Raw genomic sequence first — 24,632 nt, 5'->3', positions numbered from 1 at the left:
CTTATTATGTACATTTTTATAAATTATAATAAAAAGGATTTAATACTGAAATTAAATTTGTTTTCAGTACTAAATCCTTTTTTGTACTAGACTTGAAAAACATATTATGAAGTAAAAACTTGAATCAGATGGAGTTTCAAACTCTGCTTGATTCTTAGATGAATTATTCCACATTTATGTTATTTTCTCTAGCATAGTAAAATAAATATTGCTGTGCAAATCCTGATAATTCACCAAATTTATTTACTGCAAATTCTCTTATCTTTTTCAGAGATACGTCTGGTGCCAAATAGAAATGCTGCATTGCTCTTTTTACCCATACATCTACAGGAAAGGCTGAATACTTTTGCATTGAAAAAAGCATTATACAATCAGCTACTTTAGGTCCTATTCCCATGAACTTTTGTAATTCCTTATGGCATTCATCGTCATTCTGTTCTTTAATCCACTCTATGCTGTACTTTTCGTCATACTCACCGCTAGGTTCTATTTTATTTAAATAAATCTTATTTACTGTGTCTTTTATATATTTAGCCCTAAAACCAGTACCGCACTTTTCAATTTCTTCTTGTGATGCCGCACTTAACTGTTCAATACTTGGGAATGCATAATATTCCTTACCTTTATATTCAATAACCTCTCCCCATTTAACACTTATCTTATCAATGGCCCTCTTTATCATAGGTATTCTATTATTAGCAGATACTATAAAAGATACAATTAATTCGAACGGGTCCTGTCTTAATAATCTTATTCCATTTCCAAACAGCACTGACTTTTCTAGAAGAGGATCTTTGCTTAATATATTTTTAATGTCACCATAGTCTCTATATAAGTCAAAATAATCAGCCCATATATTTTTAAAGTCTTCTTCTGTTGTATTGTAGATTATCACATCATTTTCTCTTTTTTCTACTTCTATTACCTTTCCAAAGGCTACTCCAATATAATTTCCATTCTCCTGCTTATTCCATCTGAAGCATTGACCACATTCGAAAATATGTGCTAATTCAAAGTTTCTAACATCTCTTATTACTACATGATCTGCAAAACCTTCTACATGGCTAAAGTCCATTACAGTTCACTCCTCTTAGTCCACACTATTTCTTTCCTTTACAACAATATCTTCTAAAACCTCTGCAGCAGCATAAAGTATTGAACTACATCTTATCTCATCATTTCTATACTTTTCCTTTAACTCCTTACAGTTGCTTGTATTTAGTTTGTCCTCGAACCCTTTAAAAAATTCCTGTGAAAGTTGTTTCATTTTTTCACTTTCGTGAGCTCTTTCCTTTGTAAACATAATTCCTAAAACAGCTAAAGAACCAGTTACAGCACCACATATGCTTTCAATTGCCATTCCGCCTCCAAAAGCTGCCATTGTCTTTAATGCATTCTTATCTAAGTTTAAGTTATATTCTTCATTTGCAGCATAAAGCATAGTTTCAGCACAATTAAAATCATATTCCTTACCATAATACTTTTTCACATTATCTAATAACATAATCTCCACCTCTTATCATTATTTTTTTCAATTATACACCATAATGCTATTTTTTTCCACTTAATTTAGCTAATAGAAAATAACCTTAATAGGCTATTAACGTGTTCGCTTACATTAGTAGCCTATTAAGGTTATTTTGATTATAGGGCTTCTAACTTGAACTTTAACTTATGCGTAGGTATATGTCACCAAAACTGAAGCACATTTAAAAACTTTTTTATCAGTCTTAGTGAAGTGTTTCATAAAATCTTAGAATATTCGATTGTCTGAGCGTAAGCGAGTTTGTCGAATATTGTTAGATTTTACGAAACACGAACTTTAGATTGATTAAAAGTTTTTAACAGTGCTGAGGTTTGGTTACATATTCCGAAGTATAAGTTAAAGTTCCGACTTGGAGTCCTATATAGATAGATGTGCTTAAAAGTTGACTTATTCTCTTATCAAAAGCCTTATATCTCAATGTTTCTGGATAATGAATAAGTCAACAACTGAACAAATTTATCTATAATTATAGAAGTGATTTATTTGGAGTTACAAGTATTTTTACGTGTGATTTCTTTTCTGGTCCAGTTAAAGCACCGAATCCTTCTTCTACTATATCATCTAAGGATATTCTTTTTGTAATATATCCTTCTGCTTTAATTCTTCCATCACTCATTTGAGCAATTGTTGCCGGGAACTCATGTCTATAAGCTATTGTTCCAACTATTTTCTTTTCTGTGAATACTAAAACATTAGGATTAAAGCTTGTTTCCCCTTCCCAAATACTTGTTACTACCATAGTTCCTTCAAACTTTAAACACTCAAGCCCAGTATTAAAGCCTATTTTAGCGCCTGTAGTTTCAAATGCTGCATCAACACCAACTCCATCTGTAAGCTTTTTAACTTCTTCAATTATGTTAACCTCATTTGGATCAAGTACTACGTCTGCACCAGCTTTTTTTGCATACTCCTGTCTTATTGATTTTCTTTGTAAAACTACTACAAGTTTTGCACCAGCTGCTTTTAAGCATTCTATAGTTGCAAGACCTATTGGACCTGAACCTAATACTATGGCTGTATCTCCAGTTTTAAAATTAGCCATTCTTATTGAATGAAGTGCTACTGCCATAGGTTCTATTAATGCTGCCTGTTCATAGGACATATTGTCTGGAATTTTATGAACAAATTCTTCCGGGAACACAGTGTATTCTGCAAATCCACCGCCACTTCCACAAAGTCCATGGAAACCTAGAGACGAACAGAGATTATACTTTCCTTCTCTACATGCAGCACACTTACCGCAAGCTACAATTGGTTCAACAGCTACTCTATCTCCAACATTAAATTTAGTTACACCTTCACCGATTTCAACTATCTCACCTGAAAATTCATGCCCTAAAACTACAGGTGCTGTATTTCCACTTAGTGGATGAGGTTGGCCTACCGGAATGAATATAGGTCCTCCTAAGTATTCATGTAAATCTGAACCACAAATTCCGCACCATTCAACTTTAATTTTTACCGTGCCCTTTACTGCCTTTGGTTCTTCAATTTCTTCAACTCTAACATCATTTTTACCATACCATAATGCTGCTTTCATAATTATCCCTCCAAATTTAACATAGTTGTTAATCTATTCACATACATATATTAGCAAGTGTTATGCCAAAATAAAAAGAACCTATCAATAGGTTCTTTTTGTTTCTAAGGTGTCAATATGATACACTTTTAACTGTGTCATTTTGACACAATAAGAAATATCTTTCTCATTTTGACACATTTCTATCTATTTATTGTTAATGTTATATTTTTTTATTTTCCTGTATAAGGTAGATCTGCTTATATTTAAATATTTTGTGACTTTCATTATATTTCCTTCGCAAGCTTTAAGTGCATTTTGAATAGTTTCTTTTTCTAATCTTTGCATCGGAATAATATTTAATTCATTTTCATCACTTGTAAGTTTGTCCTTAATAGTTATCATTGTGTCTTCATCATATGAGGAAACAAAATCTTCATCACTTAAATAATAATCTCTCTCCACTACATTTCTAAGCTCTCTTACATTTCCCGGCCAATTATATTGCTTTAATTTATCTAAATAGTTTTTACCTACTTTCTTATGCTGCTCTCCACTTTTAGCATTTAAAATTTCTACGAAATGCTTAACTAATACATCTATATCTTCTTTTCTATTATTTAAAGGTATGGTTTTTATGCTCATTACATTTAGTCTATAATAGAGATCTTCCCTAAAATTTTTTCTTTTTATCTCTTCCTTTAAGTCTCTATTTGTAGCACATATAACTCTTATATTCAATTGTTTTTCATAGGTTCCGCCAATTCTTATAATCTTATTATTATCTAATACTCTTAATAACTTGCTTTGTATATCTAAAGGCAATTCTCCGATCTCATCTAGAAATATTGTGCCACCATTTGCAAGTTCAAATTTTCCAGGATGTCCTTCCTTAGAAGCTCCAGTAAAGGCTCCTTTTTCATATCCAAAGAGCTCACTTTCTACTAATTCTCTAGGTATAGATGCACAATTTACTGCAACAAAAGGCCCCTCTTTTCTTTTACTATAATTGTGTATAGATTGAGCAATAAGTTCTTTACCTGTGCCGCTTTGCCCTTCAATAAGAACATTACTATGACTTTTTGCTATCTTTTTACCGAACTTAATTATATCTTTCATTCTTTCATTTTCAGTTATGATATCCTGAAACCTATAAGAAGCATTATATCCAATTACTTTACTTACTAGTTTATGAACATCCTGTACCTCTCTAAAGGTTATAACTATCCCTATAACTTTATCAGTTACTTTCATTGGTACAGCATTTATTATACATTTTACTCTTTTCATGTTTATATAAAAATCACACTCTATATTGTTGTAAGATATATTATCCCCATTTATTATTTCACTAAAGTTAAAATTATTCATTAACTGTTTAATATTCATTTTCACTATTTCTTTGTGCATTACTTCTAGAATTTCAATTGCTCTATCATTTACCCTTTTAATATTTAGTTTCTCATCTAGAACAATCATACCCTCACATATAGAGTCAAAAGTAATATTCATAAGCTTATTAGAGATAGTTAGCGCCATTTGTTTTTGTATTAGCTGAGCAGCAGAGGTAACCATACCAAGTGTGTGAGAATGCGCACTGGAAGACTTTCCAGACATATTAATACATCCTATTATATTTCCATCTTCATCATGAATAGGTGAAGCAGAACAGGTCCATCCATGTTGATTTATTCCATAATGCTCTGCTCCTATAGTTTGCATAGGCTTATCTAAAAATAGCGCCGTCCCAATGGCATTAGTTCCTACAATGTTTTCCGTCCAAAGTTGTCCTTTTACGAAATTTAACTCATCTGCCATCCTCATAATATCATCATCACCAATTATGTCCATAATATATCCATCTTTATCTGCCAACATTATAGCAAATCCAGAACCTTCAACAATACTATATACATTTTCCATTACAGGACGTGCTACCGAAATTAATTGTGCATTTTCTTCAATTTTTAGTTTTTCCGAAGCTCTATAGTTAAAGTTTCCTTTTCCATCCATAGGATCAACTTTATAACCTTTACATCTTCGCCAAGACTCTGCAATTTCATTTCTTACCTCAGGATTTATACGTCCATCTTTAATAAATTCATTCCAAGCATCGGATATAAAATCTACATAATTTTTCACGTTTTTCACCCTCATACTAATCCATTTAATATATAAACATAAAGAAAACCTTAAGAATCTTCATATGCTTGAATTCTATCAAGTTTATCCAATTTCTTAGGTTTTCTTTATGTTTTAGACTATAACAGCATGTCTCTATTTGCTTAAGAATTCATGAATAGCTGCAGCAGCTTTCTTTCCAGCCCCCATAGCTAGTATAACTGTAGCAGCCCCTGTTACAGCATCTCCTCCAGCATATACTCTTTCTCTTGAAGTAAGACCTGTTTCTTCCTGTGCCACTATACATTTACGATTGTTTATTTCTAATCCTTTAGTAGTTGATGCGATTAATGGGTTTGGTGAAGTTCCAAGCGACATTATCACAGTGTCTACTTCCATTACAAATTCTGAACCTTCTACTACAACAGGTTTTCTTCTGCCAGATGCATCCGGTTCTCCTAGTTCCATTCTTACGCATTTCATTCCTGTAACCCAACCCTTTTCGTCTCCGATAATTTCTATTGGGTTTGTTAGTACATCAAGAATTACACCTTCTTCTTTTGCATGATGTACTTCTTCTACTCTTGCAGGAAGCTCTGCTTCTGATCTTCTGTAAACTATGTGAACCTCTGCTCCAAGTCTAAGTGCAGTTCTTGCCGCATCCATAGCAACATTTCCTCCACCTACTACAGCAACCTTCTTTCCTGCTTTAATTGGTGTATCGAAATCTTCTTTAAAAGCTTTCATTAAATTATTTCTTGTAAGGAATTCATTTGCTGAGAACACTCCATTTAGGTTTTCTCCTGATATTCCCATAAACTTAGGAAGTCCAGCACCAGAACCTATAAATACAGCATCAAAGCCTTCTTCTTCTATAAGCTCGTCTATCTTAACAGTTCTTCCTACGATTACGTTAGTTTCTATCTTAACTCCAAGCTTTTTAACATTTTCTACTTCATGCTTAACTACTGTATCCTTTGGAAGTCTGAATTCTGGTATTCCATAAACTAAAACTCCTCCAGCTTCATGTAGTGCTTCAAAGATAGTAACATCATATCCCTCTTTAGCTAAATCTCCTGCACAAGTAAGTCCTGCAGGACCACTTCCTATAACTGCTACTTTTTTGCCATTGCTTGGCTTTCTTTCTGATAGATCTATATCATTTTCTCTTGACCAATCAGCTACAAATCTTTCTAGTTTACCTATAGCTACAGCTTCTCCTTTTATTCCTAATATGCACTTACCTTCACATTGGTTTTCCTGTGGGCATACTCTTCCACAGACTGCTGGCAATGCACTGGATTTTGCTATAATTTTTGCTGCTTCTTCGAAGTCTCCCTCTTTAACTTTACCTATAAAATCCGGTATGTTTATAGCTACAGGACAATCTCCTACACATTTAGGATTTTTGCAATTTAAACATCTTGAAGCTTCTGCCATAGCCTCTTCTTCTGTATATCCTAAGCAAACTTCATCAAAATTAGTTGCTCTTACTTCTGGTTCCTGTTCTTTTATTGCTATTCGTTTCATTCTATTTGTTACTGTTGTTTCCATTACTTTTGTCCCCCCATACAACTACATTTATGACCTTCCGCTTTTTCTTTAGCAACAAGTTTTCTACCTTCTTCACTCTTATAAAGAGTTTGTCTTCTCATTGCCTCATCGAAATTTACTAAATGACCATCAAATTCCGGACCATCGACACAGGCAAATTTAGTTTCCTCCCCTACAGTAACTCTACAAGCTCCACACATTCCGGTTCCATCTACCATCAATGTATTTAGACTTACTATAGTTTTTAGGTTATATTCCGCTGTAAGCTTAGCTACAAATTTCATCATAATCATAGGGCCTATAGCTATTGCAACATCATACTTATTTCCACTATCAATAAGTTCTTTTAATTGATTTGTTACTAATCCCTTGAAGCCAGCTGATCCATCATCTGTACAAGGATAAACACTGGCTCCTAATTCCTTCATTTCATCAATAAGAAGTAAGAATTCTTTTGTCTTTCCTCCAACAATAACATCTACATCTACGCCATTTTGTCTTAACCATTTAACTTGAGGATATACTGGAGCTGCGCCAACACCCCCTGCAACAAATACTATTTTCTGCTTCTTTAGTTCTTCTAAGTCTTCATGTATAAACTCTGAAGGTTGTCCAAGAGGTCCTACAAAGTCTGCAACAGAGTCTCCTGCTTTGTAAGTAGCCAATTTATTAGTTGAACTTCCTATAGTTGCGAATACTATAGTTACAGTTCCTTTTTCCAAATCATAATCACAAATAGTAAGAGGGACTCTTTCACCCTTCTCATCTATTCTTATTATAATGAACTGACCTGGTTTTGCTGATTTAGCAACTCTTGGAGCCTCTATATCCATCAAAAAAATATTTGGTGCTATCTCTTTTTTCTCAACTATTTTATACAATTTTTTCCCCTCCAAATAACATCTAACATATTAGTTTTCACACTTATTTTATATATATAAACTATTTAAAAAATTGTTAGTTTATAATTTGTAATTTGTCTATTAATTTTAAATATAGCTAATATTATATCATATCTATCGCAATATTCGATACTAAATTAACATTTAAAATCTGGAATTAACATATTTCCGCAAATTTCACGCAATTAAAACAATTTAAATTAATGAATATAAAGTTTACGTGAATGAAAATAAAAAATAAAAATAAAAAAATATATCATTCCAAACAACATAATTCTCGTTTGAAATGATATATTTTTCACAATGATATTTAATCATTGTAGAAATTCAAGGCAAAATTTGAAAAATAATGCCTTACTTTTCATTAAGTAGTTAACACAGGTGAAAATTTATAAACATACAAATTTACAAACAAATGAAGGATTTTGCTATTTAGTCATCATTTAATAAGCAAGTTAGTGTTAGTAAACTGTCACTTAAATGAACATTTTCAACTTTTACATCTTCTGGTACTACAAGATCTACTGGAGCAAAATTCCATATTCCCTTTACACCGTTTCTTACTAAAATGTCACAAACTTTTTGTCCGTTATTATTTGGAGTACATATTACCCCAATATCAACTTGGTTTTCTCTTAAATAGTCACCTAAATAATCTATATCCATTATTTCTATGTCTCTTATTCTAATACCTATGAGTTTAGGATTAATATCAAACATAGCCTCCAAGTTGAACCCAATTTTTTCAAAGTCTGTGTAATTCGCAATGGCTTGCCCAATATTACCTGCGCCTATTATTATTGTCTTATATGGTTTTGTAAGTCCTAGTATATTGCTGATTTGATTATATAATTCATTTACATTATAACCATACCCTTGCTGACCAAAATCCCCAAAACAATTCAAATCCTGTCTTATCTGTGATGCCGTGAACCCAATTTTCTCACTTAATTCCTTTGAGGATATTCTATCTACATCATTTTTCATTAATTCTTTTAAATATCTATGATATTTAGGTAATCTCTTTATGACGGCCATTGATATATTCTTTTTCTTTTCCATACTGCACCTCTTATTAATATATTAATATAATGTTTATATTATAGCTTTGTTTATATTTTATCACTTTAACTGAATTTTGTCCTACTTTTTATAGTATTATTTAAGTGTATAATATGTCAATAACATATTTTTTATGCTTTTATATGTATTTTAATTTTTTTATTATTTTTGTAATTTTTTGTTTTGACAATAAATTATACTACAAAAAACACCATATACATAGTAAAATATTAATGATTAAGGAAGGTGAATACTATGATAATTTTAAGTTGTAAGGATATTGAAAAAAGCTATGGAATAGATGTTATATTAGAGAATGTAACTTTTAATATAAATGATGGTGAAAAAGTAGGACTAATAGGACCTAATGGCGCTGGCAAATCTACTCTTTTTAAGATTATTACCCACCAGCTGGAATACGATAGTGGAGATTTATATATAGATAAAAATAAATCTATAGGATACTTAGCTCAACATTTATCTTTAAATTCGGCAAATACAATATACGAAGAATTAATAACTGTTTTTCAAGATTTAGTAGACTTAGAAAATAAATTAGCTAAATTAGAAATATTAATGAATGAACCTTATGACCCTAATAATGAGGATTATCACAATAAAATAATTAAAGATTACACTACCTGTACTGAGCTTTATACAAATAGAGGTGGTTATACTTACAAGGCTGAAATAAGTAGAGTTCTTAAGGGGCTTGGTTTTACTGAAGAAGATTACTCTAAGCCAATTGATATTTTAAGTGGTGGTCAGAAAACCAGAGTTGCTCTTTGTAAGCTTCTTTTAACAAAACCAGATATTCTTCTATTAGATGAGCCTACTAATCACTTAGATTTAGAAGCCATAGAATGGCTTGAGGACTATCTAAAATCCTATAAAGGGTCCATTGTAATTATATCTCATGATAGATATTTTTTAGATGCAATTACTTCAACTACACTTGAGCTTATAAATGGTCATGTTAACACGTATAATGGTAACTATAGTAAATTTTTAGACTTAAAGGAGAAAAATTATGAAGTTCAGTTAAAGGCATATAATCTTCAGCAATCAGAAATCAAAAGACAGGAAGATATAATTGAAAGATATCGATCTTTCAATAGAGAAAAAAGCGTAAAGGCTGCTGAGAGCAGACAAAAGGCTTTAGATAAGATTGATAGAATAAAGGCACCTGATAAAGAACAAAAATTAGGCAAGGTTACTTTTGAAACACAAATTAAAAGCGGAAATGATGTACTTCATGTTGAAAACCTAAGTAAATCCTTTGGCGAAAAAGTTCTATTCAACAATTTAAATATTGATATTAAAAGAGAAGAGAAAATAGCCTTAATAGGTGAAAATGGCAGAGGCAAAACAACTCTATTGAAAATAATAATGAATGACCTAGAACCTGACAGTGGTATTTCAGTTCTTGGAAAAAATGTTTTTATAGGTTATTATGATCAAGAACAATCTAACCTTAATTTTGAAAAAACAATAATTGATGAAGTATGGGATGACTTCCCTGAATTAACTACTACGGAAATTAGAAATGCTTTAGCGTCCTTTTTATTTACAGGAGATGACGTATTTAAAAAGATTTCATTACTAAGTGGAGGCGAGAAATGTAGAATTAATCTTTTGAAGCTTATTCTTTCTAAATCTAATTTCCTACTACTAGATGAACCTACAAATCATTTAGATATAATGTCACGTGAAGCTTTAGAAAATGCAATTTTAGGATATGATGGAACAGTGCTTGTTATATCCCATGATAGATACTTTCTAAATAAGGTTATTAACAAAATATATGAATTAGCTGAAAATGGCGTTAAGGAATACCTAGGAAACTATAGTTATTATTCAGAAAAAAAGAAAAATCCATTAAGATTTCAAGAGGAAGAAGAAATCATAGGAAAAACTAAAACCCAAATACAAAATGAAAAGAAGAAAAAAAGGGATTTAGAAAAAGCTGAAAAAGCTGAAAAACTAAAAGTAAAAAATATTGAAGGTGAAATTTCAAATTTAGAAAAGCTTATAGTTGATCTACAAAACCAACTTTGTCTAGAAGAGATTTACTCTGACGCTAAAAAAAGCGAGAACATAAACAAACAATTATTAGAGGCTCAAAATAATTTAGATGCCCTTTATGGTGAATGGGAACGTCTTATTTAATAAAGTGTAAACCTTGAACTAGGGGCAGATATTATAATACTTAAAGTATTCCTTAAGCTTTAAATATTACAATATTTGCTCCTGGCCTATTAATAACTTAATTTTTCATCTTTTGTCCACAATATGGACAAAACAAAAATTTCTGGTCTGATACAGCAAGCTTCTGACCACAATATGGACAAAAAGAAAAATTACTTTTCTTTTCACTTACATTCGGGTTACTTAAGAGATTCACCTCGGTATGTTTATAGCTTATATCACTAAGCCCTCTTTCAACACTATCTTTAATTACCTTTACATTACTATTTCCTGTCTTAGATAAAGCTTTATTTAAAATCTCTAATAATCCTAGCTTATTAATTGGAGTATGAATAACTTCATCTACCTTATTTTCAATAAAATCTTCTAGTTTTATTAAGTCACATGAAGAGAGTAAGCATATAATTCCAGGATTAGTGCTCTTAATATATTCTATAAGTTTATCTCCTGTAGTGTCTCTCATGATTAGGTTAGCTATAACTATATCTGGTTGACACTTTCTTACTTGTACAAACACATCATATTCATTTGCTACTTGTACACTATATCCTATGTCATTCAAATAATCTTTCATTACAAGACTTTCAAATTTACAATCATTAACTAAAAGTATTTTTTTCATGGTTTCACCACCATATAACAATCTAATCTAATCTGATTTTAACCCATAAGTTACTGTTTTTCAACCAATTTTATATATATTTAATTTACTTGCTTAAAACTTGTCCCTTAAGAACACCCCTAATTTATCATCTACCTCACTTATATGTGTCAGAAGCCCTTCTGAAAAAAATTCATTTGCCTCTGCTAATTTAGTAAGGGGTATATGTTCACATTTAAATGCATTTTCTAACGTATAAACCTTACGCATAAAAATATTATGCTTTTCTTTATGTTCTTCATAATTTTCGAAGTTATATTTAATCATATAACCTTCTTCATCTGCAAAATGTTGTTCAAGGTGATTTTTTAAATTATTAAAGACTTGTACTATATTTTCCTTACTACCTCCGTTCATAGAGACATTATAAAATTCTTCGATTATGCTGAAGATGATTTTATGCTGCTCGTCAATCTTCTCAACCTGTACTAGTAACCTATCAGTGAACAAATTTAACATAACCTTATTAATCCTCCTAATTGAAAAGCCGTCGATATGAAATATAATATCTTTATTAAAATTCTATGTCAATGCATATATATTTAAATTCCGAGTAATTCTTTTAACTTTCTTACATTATTACGACTTATAGGCACCTCTGTCTTTTGCAAATCATTCATTACTAGTTTATAAGTTCCATTAAACCAGGAGTAAAGCTCTTTTATATTATCCATATTCACAAGATAACTTCTATGGGCTCTAAAAAAATTAGTTTTTCCCTCTATTTGATGTAGGGTATACCCCACTAAATAACTATCATCCTTAGTCTTAATATATGTTTTTTCATCTTCTATATAGCAAAAATATATATCTTTGATATCTACTAATATAATTTTTCCATTTCTCTCACAAGGTAGTTTCTTAACTAATTTTTCTTCTTTATCAATTTTATTTATTATTTCATTTATTATATTTGGCAGTTCCTTGTTATCCATTTTTTTGCTTTTCCACTTAGCCTCTAATCTACTTATGGTTATACTAATTCTTTTCTCATCAAAAGGCTTTAGAATATAGTCCAAAGCATTAACTTCAAATGCTTTTATTGCATACTCCTCATATGCGGTAACAAAAATTATTTCTATAGAGCTATCTAATTCTTTAACTTTACTTGCAAGCTTTATACCATTTTCAAGTGGCATATTTATATCCATAAATACAGCATCAGGCTTTTTGTGTTTAATAAGCTCCATGCCACTTTCACCATCATGAGCTATTCCTTCTACTTTTATAGAGTCATACTTTGATATTATATAACTAAGCTCTTCAGATGCTGGTATTTCATCTTCTACAATAATACATCTTAATTTATTCATTTATTAGTCCTCCCTTTGGTATTAGAAAACTTACCCTAGTACCTTCGTTAAAAGAAGTTGTTATGTTTAATTTATACTGATCTCCATATAATAACTTTAGTCTTTCACTTACATTTTTAAGCCCTATTCCCGGCCACTTATTTACAACTTCCTTAAATCTCTCCTCTTTCATACCTACTCCTGTATCCTCTACGCTAAATAATATTCCTCCCTGAGAACAAGATGCTTTAAGCAATACACTACCTCCAGATAACTTGGGAAGTATGCCGTGTTTGATAGAATTTTCTACTATTGGTTGAAGTATAAAAGCAGGTACTTTCATATTCAGCATATTCTGTGGTATATCAACTATGAATTTAAGTCTATCGCCAAATCTGGCTTCTTCAATGGATAAATAAGATTGTAAAAAATCAAGTTCATCCTTTAAAGAGAGAAAATCTTCTTGTCTTTTTAATGTTTGTCTAAAATAATTTGAAAGATCGATGATAAGTTCTCTTGCTCTAATAGGGTTTGTTCTACAAAAGGATGATATAGTATTTAAAGCATTGAACAGAAAGTGAGGTTCTATTTGAGCTCTTAAGGCTCTAAATTCCGCAGTGAATGCTTCTTGTGCTAGATTATTCAACCTGTACAACTCTATTTGAGTAGATAAAAATTCGCTTAAGTCTTTTGCAAATTCCCAAAAGTAAGAATTAATATTTTTTTCTGACTTCACCTTTAACCCAATTACCCCTTCAAAACTATTTGTAGATGTAAAAAGAGGCGCACATATAAAAAATATTTCTTTATTATTGCTTATAAATTTAATTACTACATATTTCGGTGATTTATAATAAGCCTGTACACTTTTACTTAGAGTTTCTTGATCTATTTCATCTCCACAATAAGTGAGAAAGCCATCTTTTCCTCCTATAAATACTCCTGAATTATTGGACATTTCATGTATAATCTCAGCCACACTTTTTGCAGTATCTTTATTTAAACCTTTTCTCATATGCCCTATAGTTCTTTTTGCAATATTAAGAGCCTTTTGTGACTGCATAGCACTTAGTATGTTATATTCATTTCTAGCATTCTGTATTATATTTATAAAAATAACTACTCCAAAAGAATTTATAAGAATCATCGGTAACCCTATGATTGTTACCAAATTTACTGCATCATCTAATGGTCTTGAGAAAATCAATAAAATAAGCATTTGAAGACATTCTGCTACTACAGCTCCAATAAATCCACTTCTCACACTAAAGGCTCCATCTTTAGAGTATCTTCTAGCCAGAGCTCCTGTTATCCCTTCTACTATTGCAGCTATACCGCAGGCAAATGCTGTAAAACCTCCAATAAAATATCTATGAGTTCCTGAAATAAGACCTACAGCAATTCCTACAACAGGTCCTCCTACATATCCAGCAGCTATGGCGCCTATAGGTCTTGTATTGGCAATAGCATACGGTTCTAAGTTTACACCAGTATATGTACCTATAATAGCCACAACACTAAAGAACACAATCATACCAATCTTATCTGTAATCTTTAGCTCATCTTTTATCAGATTTTTAAAAATATGAGATTGATTATATATATATGCAGCCAAAGCGATTAAGGCCATTCGTTCTAATAACTGTACATAAAGCAAACTATCCCTCCTCTCAACAGTAATTAGCACAGCTGGATCAGCTCCATATAAATTGAAGTTTTATTTGATCAATTCAGATTACTATAATATTCTCTCTATACTATATTATATAGTAAAATGAAAATATTTAAATAACTTTATTACTACCATGTCAATTAAGGTTGAAATTCTGCTATTCATTGCCGATTTTTATCTCTTCAAGATAATTATATATGTAAATTTAAAGTAAAGTATTATTATATAAGCATAGCAAAGGAAACGTTTGCAATCATTCTTTTAATGCATAATCAATATATCAGTTTTCATTTGCTAAATTTATTAATCATATATGAAGGGGATCTTTATATGAACTCTATTGTTTTAGTTATTATTGCTGCTCTTGTATTAACTTTAGGTTACAGATTCTACGGCGCATTTATAGCAGCGAAAGTTTTAGCTCTTGATGAAACTAGAGCAGTACCTTCCAAGGTTCACGAAGATGGTCGTGACTATGTTCCTACAAACAAATGGGTATTACTCGGACATCATTTTGCAGCAATTGCAGGTGCTGGACCACTTATAGGGCCTGTACTAGCAGCTCAATTCGGTTATCTTCCAGGAACACTTTGGATTTTGATCGGTGGTGTAGTTGCTGGTGCTGTCCACGACATGGTAATACTTTTTTCTTCTGTTAGACATGATGGACAATCTATTGCTGAAGTTGCTAAGGCTAACTTAGGTAAAAGAATGGGTTTTATTACTTCTCTGGCTGTTATTTTCATACTTATAATAACTATGGCTGGCCTTGGAATACCAGTTGTTAACTCACTTTATGACAGCCCTTGGGGTACTTTCACTGTTGGATTTACAATTCCTGTTGCGATGCTTATAGGCGTTTATTTAAAATTTATACGTCCAGGAAAAATAGGCGAAGCTACAATTATTGGTATGGCACTTATTATGGTTGGTGTTATTGCAGGACCATACATTCAACATACAGCACTTGCCCCATACTTTACGTTTAATGCTAAACAAATGTCACTTATACTTGCAGCATATGGTTTCTGCGCTGCAGCACTTCCTGTATGGCTACTACTACTTCCAAGAGACTACCTAAGTACCTACATGAAACTTGGTGTTATTGGAGCTCTTGTAGTTGGTATACTAATAGTTAGACCTGTTATTCAAATGCCAGCTATTACTCAGTTTGTACATGGTGGTGGTCCAATTATTCCTGGTAAAGTATTCCCATTCCTATTTATAACAATAGCTTGTGGTGCTTTATCTGGGTTCCATGCTCTTATAAGTTCTGGTACAACTCCAAAGCTTATTGCAAACGAAAAAGATATACTTCCAATAGGTTATGGCTCAATGGTTATAGAATCCTTTATAGCTTTAATGGCATTAATTGCTGCAACTTGTCTTCCAACAGCAGATTATTTTGCTATAAACTCAGCTCCAGCTGTATTTGCTAAACTGGGAATGACTCCAAATGAGCTTCCAATGCTTTCAAAGATGGTTGGTGAAGAACTTGCAGGAAGACCTGGTGGTTCTGTATCTCTCGCAGTAGGTATGTCTTACGTATTTTATAAAATACCAGGCTTCGAACACTTAATGGCATACTGGTATCACTTCTGTATAATGTTTGAAGCACTATTTATTTTAACTACTATAGATGCTGGTACAAGAATAGGAAGATATCTACTACAAGATCTGTTTGGTCAAGCATATAAACCACTGGCTAAAAAAGATTCTTGGGCTAACATAATATTCTTCAGTGCACTTATGTCCTTCACTTGGGGATATCTGTTATACACAGGAAATATATCTACAATATGGCCGCTGTTTGGTACTGCAAATCAAACCCTTGCAACTATAGCTTTTGCAGTAGGTACAACAGTTATAATCAAAATGGGCAAGCAAAAATATGCTCCTATAACTATAATTCCTATGACTATAACAGCGATAATAACCTTAACTGCTATTATAACTAATATATTCTCAAACTATTTACCAAAACACCAAAACTTATTAGCAGGTCTTTCTACTGTATTAATTGTAATGATGGTTATAATTCTTGCTGAAAGCGTTAAAGTGTGGATTAAGGAATGGAAAAAGCAATCTTCAAGTAATGCTGAAAATAGTACCCATGCTATTTAAAAAATAAAATTTTAATGAAGAGTAGGTATATTAACTTTATACTTACTCTTTATTTTTAGTGTAATTTTTTCCAATTTTAATTGTATTAGGCAAGTATGTTGACCTTTCATTTTCTACCATTCACCCTTGCTTTTCTACCATTCACCCCCGTTTTTTGACCATTCGCAGTTTAAATATATCCTATTCACGCTAAACATAATACTATTAATGTTAATAATTATCTAAATTTTTACTAAGTAGATGAATTTTTACATTTACTGTAAACATCTACACAAATAAATTAAGGGGGGTTTTTTTATGAATTCAATAGTCCTTGTCATTATCGCTGCTCTTGTTTTAATTATTGCCTACAGAACTTATGGCGCATTTATAGCAGCAAAAGTACTAGTTGTTGATGAAACCAGAGAAGTTCCATCAAAAGTCCATGAAGATGGACATGACTATATGCCTACTAATAAGTGGGTACTATTAGGTCACCATTTTGCAGCAATTGCAGGTGCTGGACCACTTATAGGGCCGGTACTAGCGGCACAATTCGGTTATCTTCCAGGAACTCTTTGGATTTTAATCGGTGGTGTATTTGCTGGCGCTGTACACGACATGGTGTTGTTATTTGCATCAGTTAGACATGATGGTCAATCCATAGCTGAAATTGCTAGAACAAATCTCGGTACAAGAATGGGATTTGTTACTTCTATAGCGGTATTATTTATATTAATAATAGCAATGGCTGGTCTAGGATTACCTGTTGTTAACTCACTTTATAACAGCCCTTGGGGTACTTTTACAGTTGGATTCACTATACCGGTTGCCATATTGATAGGTCTATATTTAAAATTTGTAAGACCTGGCAAAATTGGTGAAGCTACTATTATAGGTATGGCTCTAGTATTATTGGGGGTTATATTAGGACCAACTATTCAACACACAGCTTTAGCACCTTATTTAACATTTAATGTAAAACAGATGTCAATAATACTTGCTGTTTATGGATTCTGCGCAGCAGCTCTTCCTGTATGGTTATTATTACTTCCTAGAGATTACTTAAGCACATATATGAAACTTGGAGTTATCGGTTTATTAGCCATTGGTATAATAATAGTTAGACCAACTGTTCAAATGCCTGCCATAACACAATTTGTTCACGGGGGCGGTCCAGTAGTTCCAGGTAAGGTGTTCCCATTCTTATTTATAACAATAGCTTGCGGAGCCTTGTCAGGCTTCCATGCACTAGTAAGTTCAGGTACAACACCTAAGCTTATATCTAGCGAAAAAGATATTCTACCAATAGGATTTGGTGCTATGCTTTTAGAATGCTTCGTTGCTCTAACGGCTTTAATTGCGGCAACTTGCCTTCCAACTGCAGATTACTTTGCTATAAACTCAGCTCCTGCAGTATTTGCTAAGCTAGGAATGATTCCAGAAGAACTTCCAATGCTCTCACAAATGGTTGGTGAAAACTTAGCAGGAAGACCAGGTGGAGCTGTATCCTTAGCTGTAGGTATGTCCTATATATTCTATAAGATTCCTGGTCTTGAACACTTAATGTCCTACTGGTATCATTTCTGTATAATGTTCGAAGCATTGTTTATTTTAACTACAATTGATGCAGGAACAAGAATAGGAAGATACTTACTTCAAGACTTGTGCGGAAAGTTCTATAAACCTTTTGAAGACAAGAATTCAGTATTTAACATGGTATTCTTTAGTGCATTGATATCACTTAGCTGGGGGTATTTATTGTACACAGGTAATGTATCTACAATATGGCCTATGTTTGGTACCGCAAACCAGATGCTTGCAGCTATAGCCTTTGCTGTTGGAACAACAATAATTATAAAGTCTGGCAAAGCAAAGTATGCACTGATTACTGCAATACCAATGGTAGTTATAACTATAATAACCTTAACTGCCGCTATTCAAAATATCTTTGGTAACTATATACCTAACAAGAAAATACTGTTAGCTGGTGTATCCTTTATTCTTATAATACTTGTATTAATTATAATAGTTGAAAGTGTACGAGTATGGATGAAAGACTTAAAAGCTATAAAAGAATCTCATAGTGAATCAGTTTAACCTGACTAAATTGGGGTAAAAGAATCCTAATCTTAATTAAGATCTTGTTTTGATTTAAAAATTAAATCCACAGTGTGAATCTATAAAGGTTCACACTGTGGATTATTTATTATTCAAATATATTTACAATTTCATTAAATATGCCTTGATTTTCTTTTATCTTTTCTTCGTTTCCTAGCACACATAAATAATTTTGCTTCATTGAATCAGAGATTAAATCACTGTATTTCTGAATATCTTCAACCTTTGTATTTAAAACTTCTTCTCTTTCCCTTTGAATATCCTCATAAGTAACTTTTTTAATATAATTCTCAACTGCACGTTCACCCTTCATTGAAGGAGTTAGAGGAAAATCTAAATCAGATACAGTTCCTATAATATATTTAGTCATCTGTCTATCATCAACCTTAAAGCTCTTAAAATAGCTTCCTGCCTCATCATAAACCTTTAGTGTTCTATCTAAATTTGGATCACGATAAGATGTAAAGAACATATTACCGTTTCTTTGGAAGGCAGAAAAGCTTCCATATGCTCCACCCTGAACACGAACTTGATTCCATAAATAGTCGTAATTTATTATAGCCTTTAATACTTGTAAACTTCCACTATATGAATATCCTAACTTTATGAAATTGTAGGCTTTAGCAACATACTGAACCTTGGCTGATGTCATTAATCCTTCATTTTTAGGTCCAAATTCAAATTTGTATTCTTCAACTGCTGCAGGCTTATCTCCCAGTTCATTGTAAACTGGGTTAAAGTTTTTCTTGAATTTGTCATAATCCTTTTCTTCTAAAGTAACACTAAGCAGTAAATTACTCTTATTAAAAATTAAGCTAGAAACCTCTTTAAGCTTACTGCTAATTTCTTCGGCTTTATTATCAAAATTTTTCTCTAGTTCTGCAATAAATTTATAAAATGATAAACCACTTAATATATCTTCGTACTTACCAATATTAGAAAAATAGGAAAATAGGTGGTTTGCAGCCACTATGTGTCCCTTATCAAAAATTATCATTTCCATGCGTGATTTAGTTTCTTGGATTATTTCCTTTAAACGCTTGTGATCATCAAACTTTGTATGACCAATAATTTCACACAATAAGTTAGACAACTTATCCACACTATCAATGATAACTTTAGATTTTACTATGAACTTAGGATAAAACTTTTCAGAATTACCCTTTTCAGCATAAGCTTGCGCTATATATCTAATACCTCCTGTGTTGATATTGATTTCCTTTGCCAAGTCTTCATAGTAGTATTTTTCTGTACTAACCTTACCTAATACAGTACTAAGTATTGATATATAAGGTATAAGCTCTTCTTTAACTCCTTCAGTGGTGAAATACATATTCACATATGCAATTCCATTTGTAAACACCGGATGAAAAAGTGTTTTAATACCTTCTTCTTTTTCTACCAATGGAAGCTTTTTAGCCTTAGGATCAACATCATTTATAGATAACAATGGTATTTTCTTTAAATCTTCTGGTGAATCATGGGTCACTTGTCTTTCTTTTAGCTTAACAGTATCCTGTATTATTTTTTCTATTTGCTCATCTGTAAGACTTTTTTTCAAGTCTGCTAACTTTTTCTTAATTAAAGCTTCCTTTTCTTCTGATAGTCCCTTAACTGGTTTTACAATTAGCACTGAACTATGATTATTATTAAGAATATATTTTTCTATCATATCTTCAAAGTATCTGCTGTTTAAGGCAGTTTTTATCTTTCGGAAAACACTCTCATATTCTAAGTGTATCCATGGCTTTTCATTATAAAGCCAACTATCCATAGCCTTCATACTATATATAAGTCCCTTTGGATAACCATGGTAGTCCGCTTCTCTTAATTGAAACTCTTTTATATTGATAGATGCTTCTATTAGCTTCTTATCAATGCCTTCCTTAACAAGCTTAGTTAAAGTTTGTATAATTAAATCTTTGAATCTTTCCTTTTCACTCTCATTAGAGTTTTTAGCCACTATGCTAAACATTGGTTGAAGCATACTAGCTTCAAAGGATCCAAAAACATCCTTACCTATTTTTCCGTCAATTAGAGCTTTTTTTAACGGTGATGATGGTGTTTCTAGAAGTAAATGCTCAAGAATATCAAAAGCCAGATAAACCTCAACATCTGTTGCTTTACCAATTGCAAAATTCATACTCAAAAATGTTTTATCTTCTTCTTTTTCAGTGTTTGATATTGGGTATTTTATAAGTACTTCATTTTGTTTATCAAAAGGTTTCTGAGCTAATATTTCTGAGTCTACTTCAATCCTATCAAAATCTTTGAGATATTCTTCATCTAAAAATCTTAGCTTTTCTTCTATATCCATATCACCATATAAATATATATAACTATTAGAAGGATGATAGTATTTCTTATGAAAAGCTTCAAATTGCTGCTGAGTTAATTCAGGTATTACATCTGGATCTCCTCCTGATTCAACCCCATATTGGGTATCTGGAAAAAGAGATTCAGAAATCTTTCTAAAAAGTATAGATTCAGGTGATGAGAATGCACCTTTCATTTCATTGTACACAACACCCTTATATATGATCTCTGCATCTTTATTATCTAACTCATAATGCCATCCTTCTTGCATCATAATTTCAGGATATTTATATATATTGGGATAAAAAACCGCATCTAAATAAACATCCATTAAGTTACAAAAGTCTTTTTCATTTGTACTTGCCACAGGATACATTGTCTTATCTGGAAATGTAAATGCATTTAAAAAGGTGTTCAATGAACCCTTTACCAGTTCTACAAAAGGCTCCTTTACAGGAAACTTTCTTGAGCCACATAGTACTGAATGTTCTAATATATGTGGTACTCCTGTACTGTCTTTTGGAGGAGTTCTAAAGCTTACTGAAAAAACCTTATTATCATCATCATTTTTTAGATAAAATAATTTTGCACCACTTTTTTCATGTTCAAATAACATACCCTCAGAATTAATTTCATCAATCTCTCTTATTTCCAATAACTTAAATCCATTATAAACACTGCCTAATTCGACTTTCATTACTTTTATTCCCCTTTCAGAAATTTTACTTTACTGTTAAATCCATTTTTTCAGCTTATCATAACACTGCTTAGCTTCCTCGTATCCTTGGTTATATAGATTTAATAGCTTTTTCGTATCCTTTTCAATTCTTCTCACTTCTAGTATTTCACTTGGTCGGATTACAAAGACCTTTCCCTCATTCTCAAGTTCCTCTATATATTTTATGGTTTCATTATATATTCTATAACGGTTAACCATAGCTTCTACTAATCCCTTATATTTAGGATATATTGTTTTAGCTAAGAACTTCATTTTAAAAGGTTTTTTTACATAACCTTTATTTCTAGTTAAAACTATTACATTTTTATTATTCCCATCTTCTATAGATTTCTTTATAGGAACAGGATCTATTACTCCTCCATCTAATAAACTTAATCCTTTATGCCTAACAATAGGTGCTAGAAAGGGTAAACTACTAGAAGCTCTTATAATATCTAGTATGCTATCACGACAATCTGTCTTTTCAAAGTACACTGGTTTCCCATTATCACAATCCGTAGTTCCAATAATAAATTTTTCTTTAGCCTCATGAAAGGTTTTAGTATCAAAAATTTCAAGTTTATTTGGAACTTCGTCATATGCAAAATCAGTACTAAAAAGTCCTTTTCTTCTTATTAAATTTCTATAGCTTAAGTATCTTGGATCATTAATATAATTCAGGTTTATTCTCTTATTTCTTCCCTTTTGTCTTGAAATATATGAGGCCCCATTACAAGCTCCCATTGAAACTCCTATTACGTATGGAAAATATAAATTTTTTTCCATAAAAAAATCTAATACTCCAGAAGTATAAAGCCCCCTCATACCTCCACCTTCCAGAACCAATCCTATATCTTCCATTTAGTTTCACACCTCTATCTCTATATAATTCGATGTTAATTATTATATCATATTATTGTTATGTTTATGTTATTTTAGCTTAATATGGGATGCCATATATCCACTGAGGTTCCTTGTCCATATTCGCTGCTGTATGAAAGAGTAAATTCTTCTCCATAATTTAATTTAATTCTTTCATTTACATTAAAGATACCATATCCAATTTTGGTGTTTGAAGAATGTCCTTCCTTTAACACCTTGTTGATTTCCTTTAACTTGTCTTCTTTAATTCCTATTCCATTATCAATTATCTGAATATGAATCTTATTATCTTCTATTTCTCCGGTAATGGTTATTTTTCCCTTGCCTCTTTTTTCTTTTATACCATGATAAATAGCATTTTCAACTAAAGGCTGCAATATCAGCTTTATTACATCATACTCCAGAATATTATCATCTATATTAATCTCATAGTTAAGTTTATCTTCATATCTTGTTTTTTGTATAATTAAATAACTTTCAACATACTCTATTTCCTTTTTAAGTTTTATAATCTCATTACCATTATTTAGACCAATCCTTAAAAGATTTGTTAGATTGCCAACCATGTCCACTATATCTTCTGCATTATGCTCCTGTGCCATCCACTGAATAGTGTCTAATGTATTATAAAGAAAATGAGGTTTAATTTGTGCCTGTAAAGTATTTATTTCCGCTTTTCTTTTATTCTTTTCTTCAATCTGAACCAGGTTTATAAGATTCTTGATTTCTCTAAGCATATTATTGAAAGAGTTGCCAAGTTCACCAATCTCATCTTTATACTTACTATTAAAGTAACAATCTAGCTTTCCCTCTTCTGTTCTTTTCATAAGCCTTCTTAATTTTGTAATTGGATTTACTATTGATCTTGTAAAAAATACAGCTAATATTACTGCAAATACAAGGGTTATTACCGCAATAGTAAGTGAATAATATTTTATATAAGTTACAACTTTTAAACTTTCTTCAAGGGGTGCTACTACTACAGTTTTCCATCCGGTATAAGTTGAATCCATGTGCATTATTTCATAATCGTTATCTTCTAATCTTTTAATCATCACGTTGTCATTGTAGCCTTCCAGCCACTCTTCCTTTATTCTATAAACTACATTATTAACTGGTGAATAAACTATATCCCCAGTAGAGTCCACAATATATACAAATCCATTCTTTCCAGGCTTAACATTCTCTATAACATTTTTAATAATATCTAATTTCATATCAATAAGGATTACCCCAATAACATTTCCAGTTTTGTTATCTATAACTGCTTTAGACATAGAAACCACATCATCTGCAGAATACTTAAAAATATTATTAATATTACGCCCTATAGGTTTACTAAGAAGTTGTATATTTTTAGGGTCATGATATGCTTTATAATACCAGTTTTCATTTGTAAACAGGTCTCTAGATGTCCTATACATAACATCACTTACATATATATCCCTGTCATTAACTATCATTATTCCAGCTATCTCAGGATGCACAGATGTAAAACTTGTTATTGCCTTGCATACATCATCCTGTACACTATTATCGCTTTGTTTTACATCATTGTTGTTCAGAAAGTTTAATACTCGTAAGTCCTGTGATAGATATGTAATTATATTCTCTGTATCCTTCATATAAAAATCAATATTGTTACTGATTTGTTTTGCCATTTGTTGAGTGTTGGCATTCTGTGCATTAATCATTGAGTTTTTATATATTAAGTTCCCCAGGGTAGTTATTGTAATTGTTGGAATTAAAATTACTAAGAAGAAGTAAAAAATCAACTTGACTCCTATACTGCTATTTAATAGATAATAGATAACTCTCTTCAATTTTATCCCCCCAATTACATACGTTATGATATACATTGTTATCTTTAAATATAATATCATTTAGGCATGAGATTATCAAAAAGGCGATCAATACTCCGCATGATCACCTTTCTAACATATTATCGGCAAACT

At 31.6% G+C, this 24,632-nt stretch carries 17 protein-coding genes; 3 read left to right on the top strand and 14 right to left on the bottom strand.

Annotated features, from left to right (window positions below; all coding sequences use genetic code 11):
- Positions 1 to 163 precede the first annotated feature (163 nt).
- The 7 genes from CLMAG_RS02000 to CLMAG_RS01970 form a co-directional block, all read right to left on the bottom strand.
- On the bottom strand, positions 164 to 1,075 hold the full coding sequence (locus tag CLMAG_RS02000; protein ID WP_066617203.1) for a DNA-3-methyladenine glycosylase family protein: 912 nt from the start codon (positions 1,073 to 1,075) through the stop codon (positions 164 to 166).
- Between the two features lie 15 nt (positions 1,076 to 1,090).
- Positions 1,091 to 1,504 carry a C-GCAxxG-C-C family (seleno)protein gene (locus CLMAG_RS01995; RefSeq protein WP_066617202.1) on the bottom strand — a complete coding sequence of 138 codons (414 nt, stop codon included), beginning with the start codon at positions 1,502 to 1,504 and terminating at the stop codon, positions 1,091 to 1,093.
- A 508-nt stretch (positions 1,505 to 2,012) separates the two neighbouring features.
- Positions 2,013 to 3,086 (bottom strand): 2,3-butanediol dehydrogenase, encoded by a 1,074-nt coding sequence (locus tag CLMAG_RS01990; RefSeq protein ID WP_066617201.1) that lies wholly within the window; start codon positions 3,084 to 3,086, stop codon positions 2,013 to 2,015.
- A gap of 186 nt (positions 3,087 to 3,272) precedes the next feature.
- Positions 3,273 to 5,207, bottom strand: a complete 1,935-nt coding sequence (locus tag CLMAG_RS01985) for a sigma-54-dependent Fis family transcriptional regulator (RefSeq protein ID WP_066617200.1) — start codon at positions 5,205 to 5,207, stop codon at positions 3,273 to 3,275.
- A 135-nt stretch (positions 5,208 to 5,342) separates the two neighbouring features.
- Entirely contained in the window at positions 5,343 to 6,740 is a 1,398-nt protein-coding gene (gene gltA / locus CLMAG_RS01980) for an NADPH-dependent glutamate synthase (RefSeq protein ID WP_066617199.1), read from the bottom strand.
- Positions 6,740 to 7,621, bottom strand: coding sequence for a sulfide/dihydroorotate dehydrogenase-like FAD/NAD-binding protein (locus CLMAG_RS01975; protein ID WP_066617197.1), 882 nt, complete (start codon positions 7,619 to 7,621; stop codon positions 6,740 to 6,742). The genes gltA and CLMAG_RS01975 overlap by 1 nt, the downstream gene beginning before the upstream one ends.
- A 453-nt stretch (positions 7,622 to 8,074) precedes the next feature.
- Complete coding sequence (locus tag CLMAG_RS01970) at positions 8,075 to 8,704, bottom strand: redox-sensing transcriptional repressor Rex (RefSeq protein WP_066617196.1); 630 nt, start codon at positions 8,702 to 8,704, stop codon at positions 8,075 to 8,077.
- Between the two features lie 255 nt (positions 8,705 to 8,959).
- On the opposite strand from CLMAG_RS01970, the gene abc-f reads away from it, so the two are divergent.
- The gene (gene abc-f / locus CLMAG_RS01965; protein WP_066617195.1) at positions 8,960 to 10,873 is read left to right on the top strand and encodes a ribosomal protection-like ABC-F family protein; all 1,914 of its coding nucleotides are present in this window, start codon (positions 8,960 to 8,962) and stop codon (positions 10,871 to 10,873) included.
- 97 nt (positions 10,874 to 10,970) lie between these two features.
- Here the strand turns inward: abc-f and CLMAG_RS01960 are convergent, their stop codons facing one another.
- From CLMAG_RS01960 to CLMAG_RS01945, 4 genes are all read right to left on the bottom strand, one after another.
- On the bottom strand, positions 10,971 to 11,534 hold the full coding sequence (locus CLMAG_RS01960; RefSeq protein ID WP_066617193.1) for a response regulator: 564 nt from the start codon (positions 11,532 to 11,534) through the stop codon (positions 10,971 to 10,973).
- A gap of 93 nt (positions 11,535 to 11,627) precedes the next feature.
- Complete coding sequence (locus CLMAG_RS01955; protein WP_066617191.1) at positions 11,628 to 12,032, bottom strand: bacteriohemerythrin; 405 nt, start codon at positions 12,030 to 12,032, stop codon at positions 11,628 to 11,630.
- An 83-nt stretch (positions 12,033 to 12,115) separates the two neighbouring features.
- Positions 12,116 to 12,886 carry a LytR/AlgR family response regulator transcription factor gene (locus CLMAG_RS01950; RefSeq protein WP_066617186.1) on the bottom strand — a complete coding sequence of 257 codons (771 nt, stop codon included), beginning with the start codon at positions 12,884 to 12,886 and terminating at the stop codon, positions 12,116 to 12,118.
- Entirely contained in the window at positions 12,879 to 14,522 is a 1,644-nt protein-coding gene (locus CLMAG_RS01945; protein WP_066617184.1) for a LytS/YhcK type 5TM receptor domain-containing protein, read from the bottom strand. Before CLMAG_RS01945 ends, CLMAG_RS01950 begins: the two co-directional genes overlap by 8 nt.
- Before the next feature lie 345 nt (positions 14,523 to 14,867).
- On the opposite strand from CLMAG_RS01945, the gene CLMAG_RS01940 reads away from it, so the two are divergent.
- Both CLMAG_RS01940 and CLMAG_RS01935 read left to right on the top strand, forming a co-directional pair.
- Entirely contained in the window at positions 14,868 to 16,661 is a 1,794-nt protein-coding gene (locus tag CLMAG_RS01940; RefSeq protein WP_066617183.1) for a carbon starvation CstA family protein, read from the top strand.
- Positions 16,662 to 16,958: 297 nt separating this feature from the next.
- On the top strand, positions 16,959 to 18,740 hold the full coding sequence (locus tag CLMAG_RS01935; RefSeq protein ID WP_066617182.1) for a carbon starvation CstA family protein: 1,782 nt from the start codon (positions 16,959 to 16,961) through the stop codon (positions 18,738 to 18,740).
- Positions 18,741 to 18,849: 109 nt separating this feature from the next.
- Here CLMAG_RS01935 and CLMAG_RS01930 read toward each other — a convergent pair whose 3' ends face one another.
- The 3 genes from CLMAG_RS01930 to CLMAG_RS01920 form a co-directional block, all read right to left on the bottom strand.
- The gene (locus CLMAG_RS01930; RefSeq protein ID WP_066617180.1) at positions 18,850 to 21,774 is read right to left on the bottom strand and encodes an insulinase family protein; all 2,925 of its coding nucleotides are present in this window, start codon (positions 21,772 to 21,774) and stop codon (positions 18,850 to 18,852) included.
- Positions 21,775 to 21,810: 36 nt separating this feature from the next.
- Positions 21,811 to 22,656 carry a patatin-like phospholipase family protein gene (locus CLMAG_RS01925; protein ID WP_066617173.1) on the bottom strand — a complete coding sequence of 282 codons (846 nt, stop codon included), beginning with the start codon at positions 22,654 to 22,656 and terminating at the stop codon, positions 21,811 to 21,813.
- 74 nt (positions 22,657 to 22,730) lie between these two features.
- Positions 22,731 to 24,500 carry a histidine kinase gene (locus tag CLMAG_RS01920; protein ID WP_066617169.1) on the bottom strand — a complete coding sequence of 590 codons (1,770 nt, stop codon included), beginning with the start codon at positions 24,498 to 24,500 and terminating at the stop codon, positions 22,731 to 22,733.
- Positions 24,501 to 24,632: the final 132 nt, after the last annotated feature.

Source organism: Clostridium magnum DSM 2767 (assembly GCF_001623875.1).
Taxonomy (GTDB): domain Bacteria; phylum Bacillota; class Clostridia; order Clostridiales; family Clostridiaceae; genus Clostridium_AM; species Clostridium_AM magnum.
This window is presented reverse-complemented; position numbering and strand designations above follow the sequence as displayed.

What these genes read in the sequence shown, in the direction of transcription:
- CLMAG_RS02000 (WP_066617203.1), bottom strand. Translation starts at nt 1,075, where the DNA reads ATGGACTTTAGCCATGTAGAAGGTTTTGCAGATCATGTAGTAATAAGA.
- CLMAG_RS01995 (WP_066617202.1), bottom strand. Translation starts at nt 1,504, where the DNA reads ATGTTATTAGATAATGTGAAAAAGTATTATGGTAAGGAATATGATTTT.
- CLMAG_RS01990 (WP_066617201.1), bottom strand. Translation starts at nt 3,086, where the DNA reads ATGAAAGCAGCATTATGGTATGGTAAAAATGATGTTAGAGTTGAAGAA.
- gltA (WP_066617199.1), bottom strand. Translation starts at nt 6,740, where the DNA reads ATGGAAACAACAGTAACAAATAGAATGAAACGAATAGCAATAAAAGAA.
- CLMAG_RS01970 (WP_066617196.1), bottom strand. Translation starts at nt 8,704, where the DNA reads ATGGAAAAGAAAAAGAATATATCAATGGCCGTCATAAAGAGATTACCT.
- abc-f (WP_066617195.1), top strand. Translation starts at nt 8,960, where the DNA reads ATGATAATTTTAAGTTGTAAGGATATTGAAAAAAGCTATGGAATAGAT.
- CLMAG_RS01960 (WP_066617193.1), bottom strand. Translation starts at nt 11,534, where the DNA reads ATGAAAAAAATACTTTTAGTTAATGATTGTAAATTTGAAAGTCTTGTA.
- CLMAG_RS01955 (WP_066617191.1), bottom strand. Translation starts at nt 12,032, where the DNA reads ATGTTAAATTTGTTCACTGATAGGTTACTAGTACAGGTTGAGAAGATT.
- CLMAG_RS01950 (WP_066617186.1), bottom strand. Translation starts at nt 12,886, where the DNA reads ATGAATAAATTAAGATGTATTATTGTAGAAGATGAAATACCAGCATCT.
- CLMAG_RS01940 (WP_066617183.1), top strand. Translation starts at nt 14,868, where the DNA reads ATGAACTCTATTGTTTTAGTTATTATTGCTGCTCTTGTATTAACTTTA.
- CLMAG_RS01935 (WP_066617182.1), top strand. Translation starts at nt 16,959, where the DNA reads ATGAATTCAATAGTCCTTGTCATTATCGCTGCTCTTGTTTTAATTATT.
- CLMAG_RS01930 (WP_066617180.1), bottom strand. Translation starts at nt 21,774, where the DNA reads ATGAAAGTCGAATTAGGCAGTGTTTATAATGGATTTAAGTTATTGGAA.
- CLMAG_RS01925 (WP_066617173.1), bottom strand. Translation starts at nt 22,656, where the DNA reads ATGGAAGATATAGGATTGGTTCTGGAAGGTGGAGGTATGAGGGGGCTT.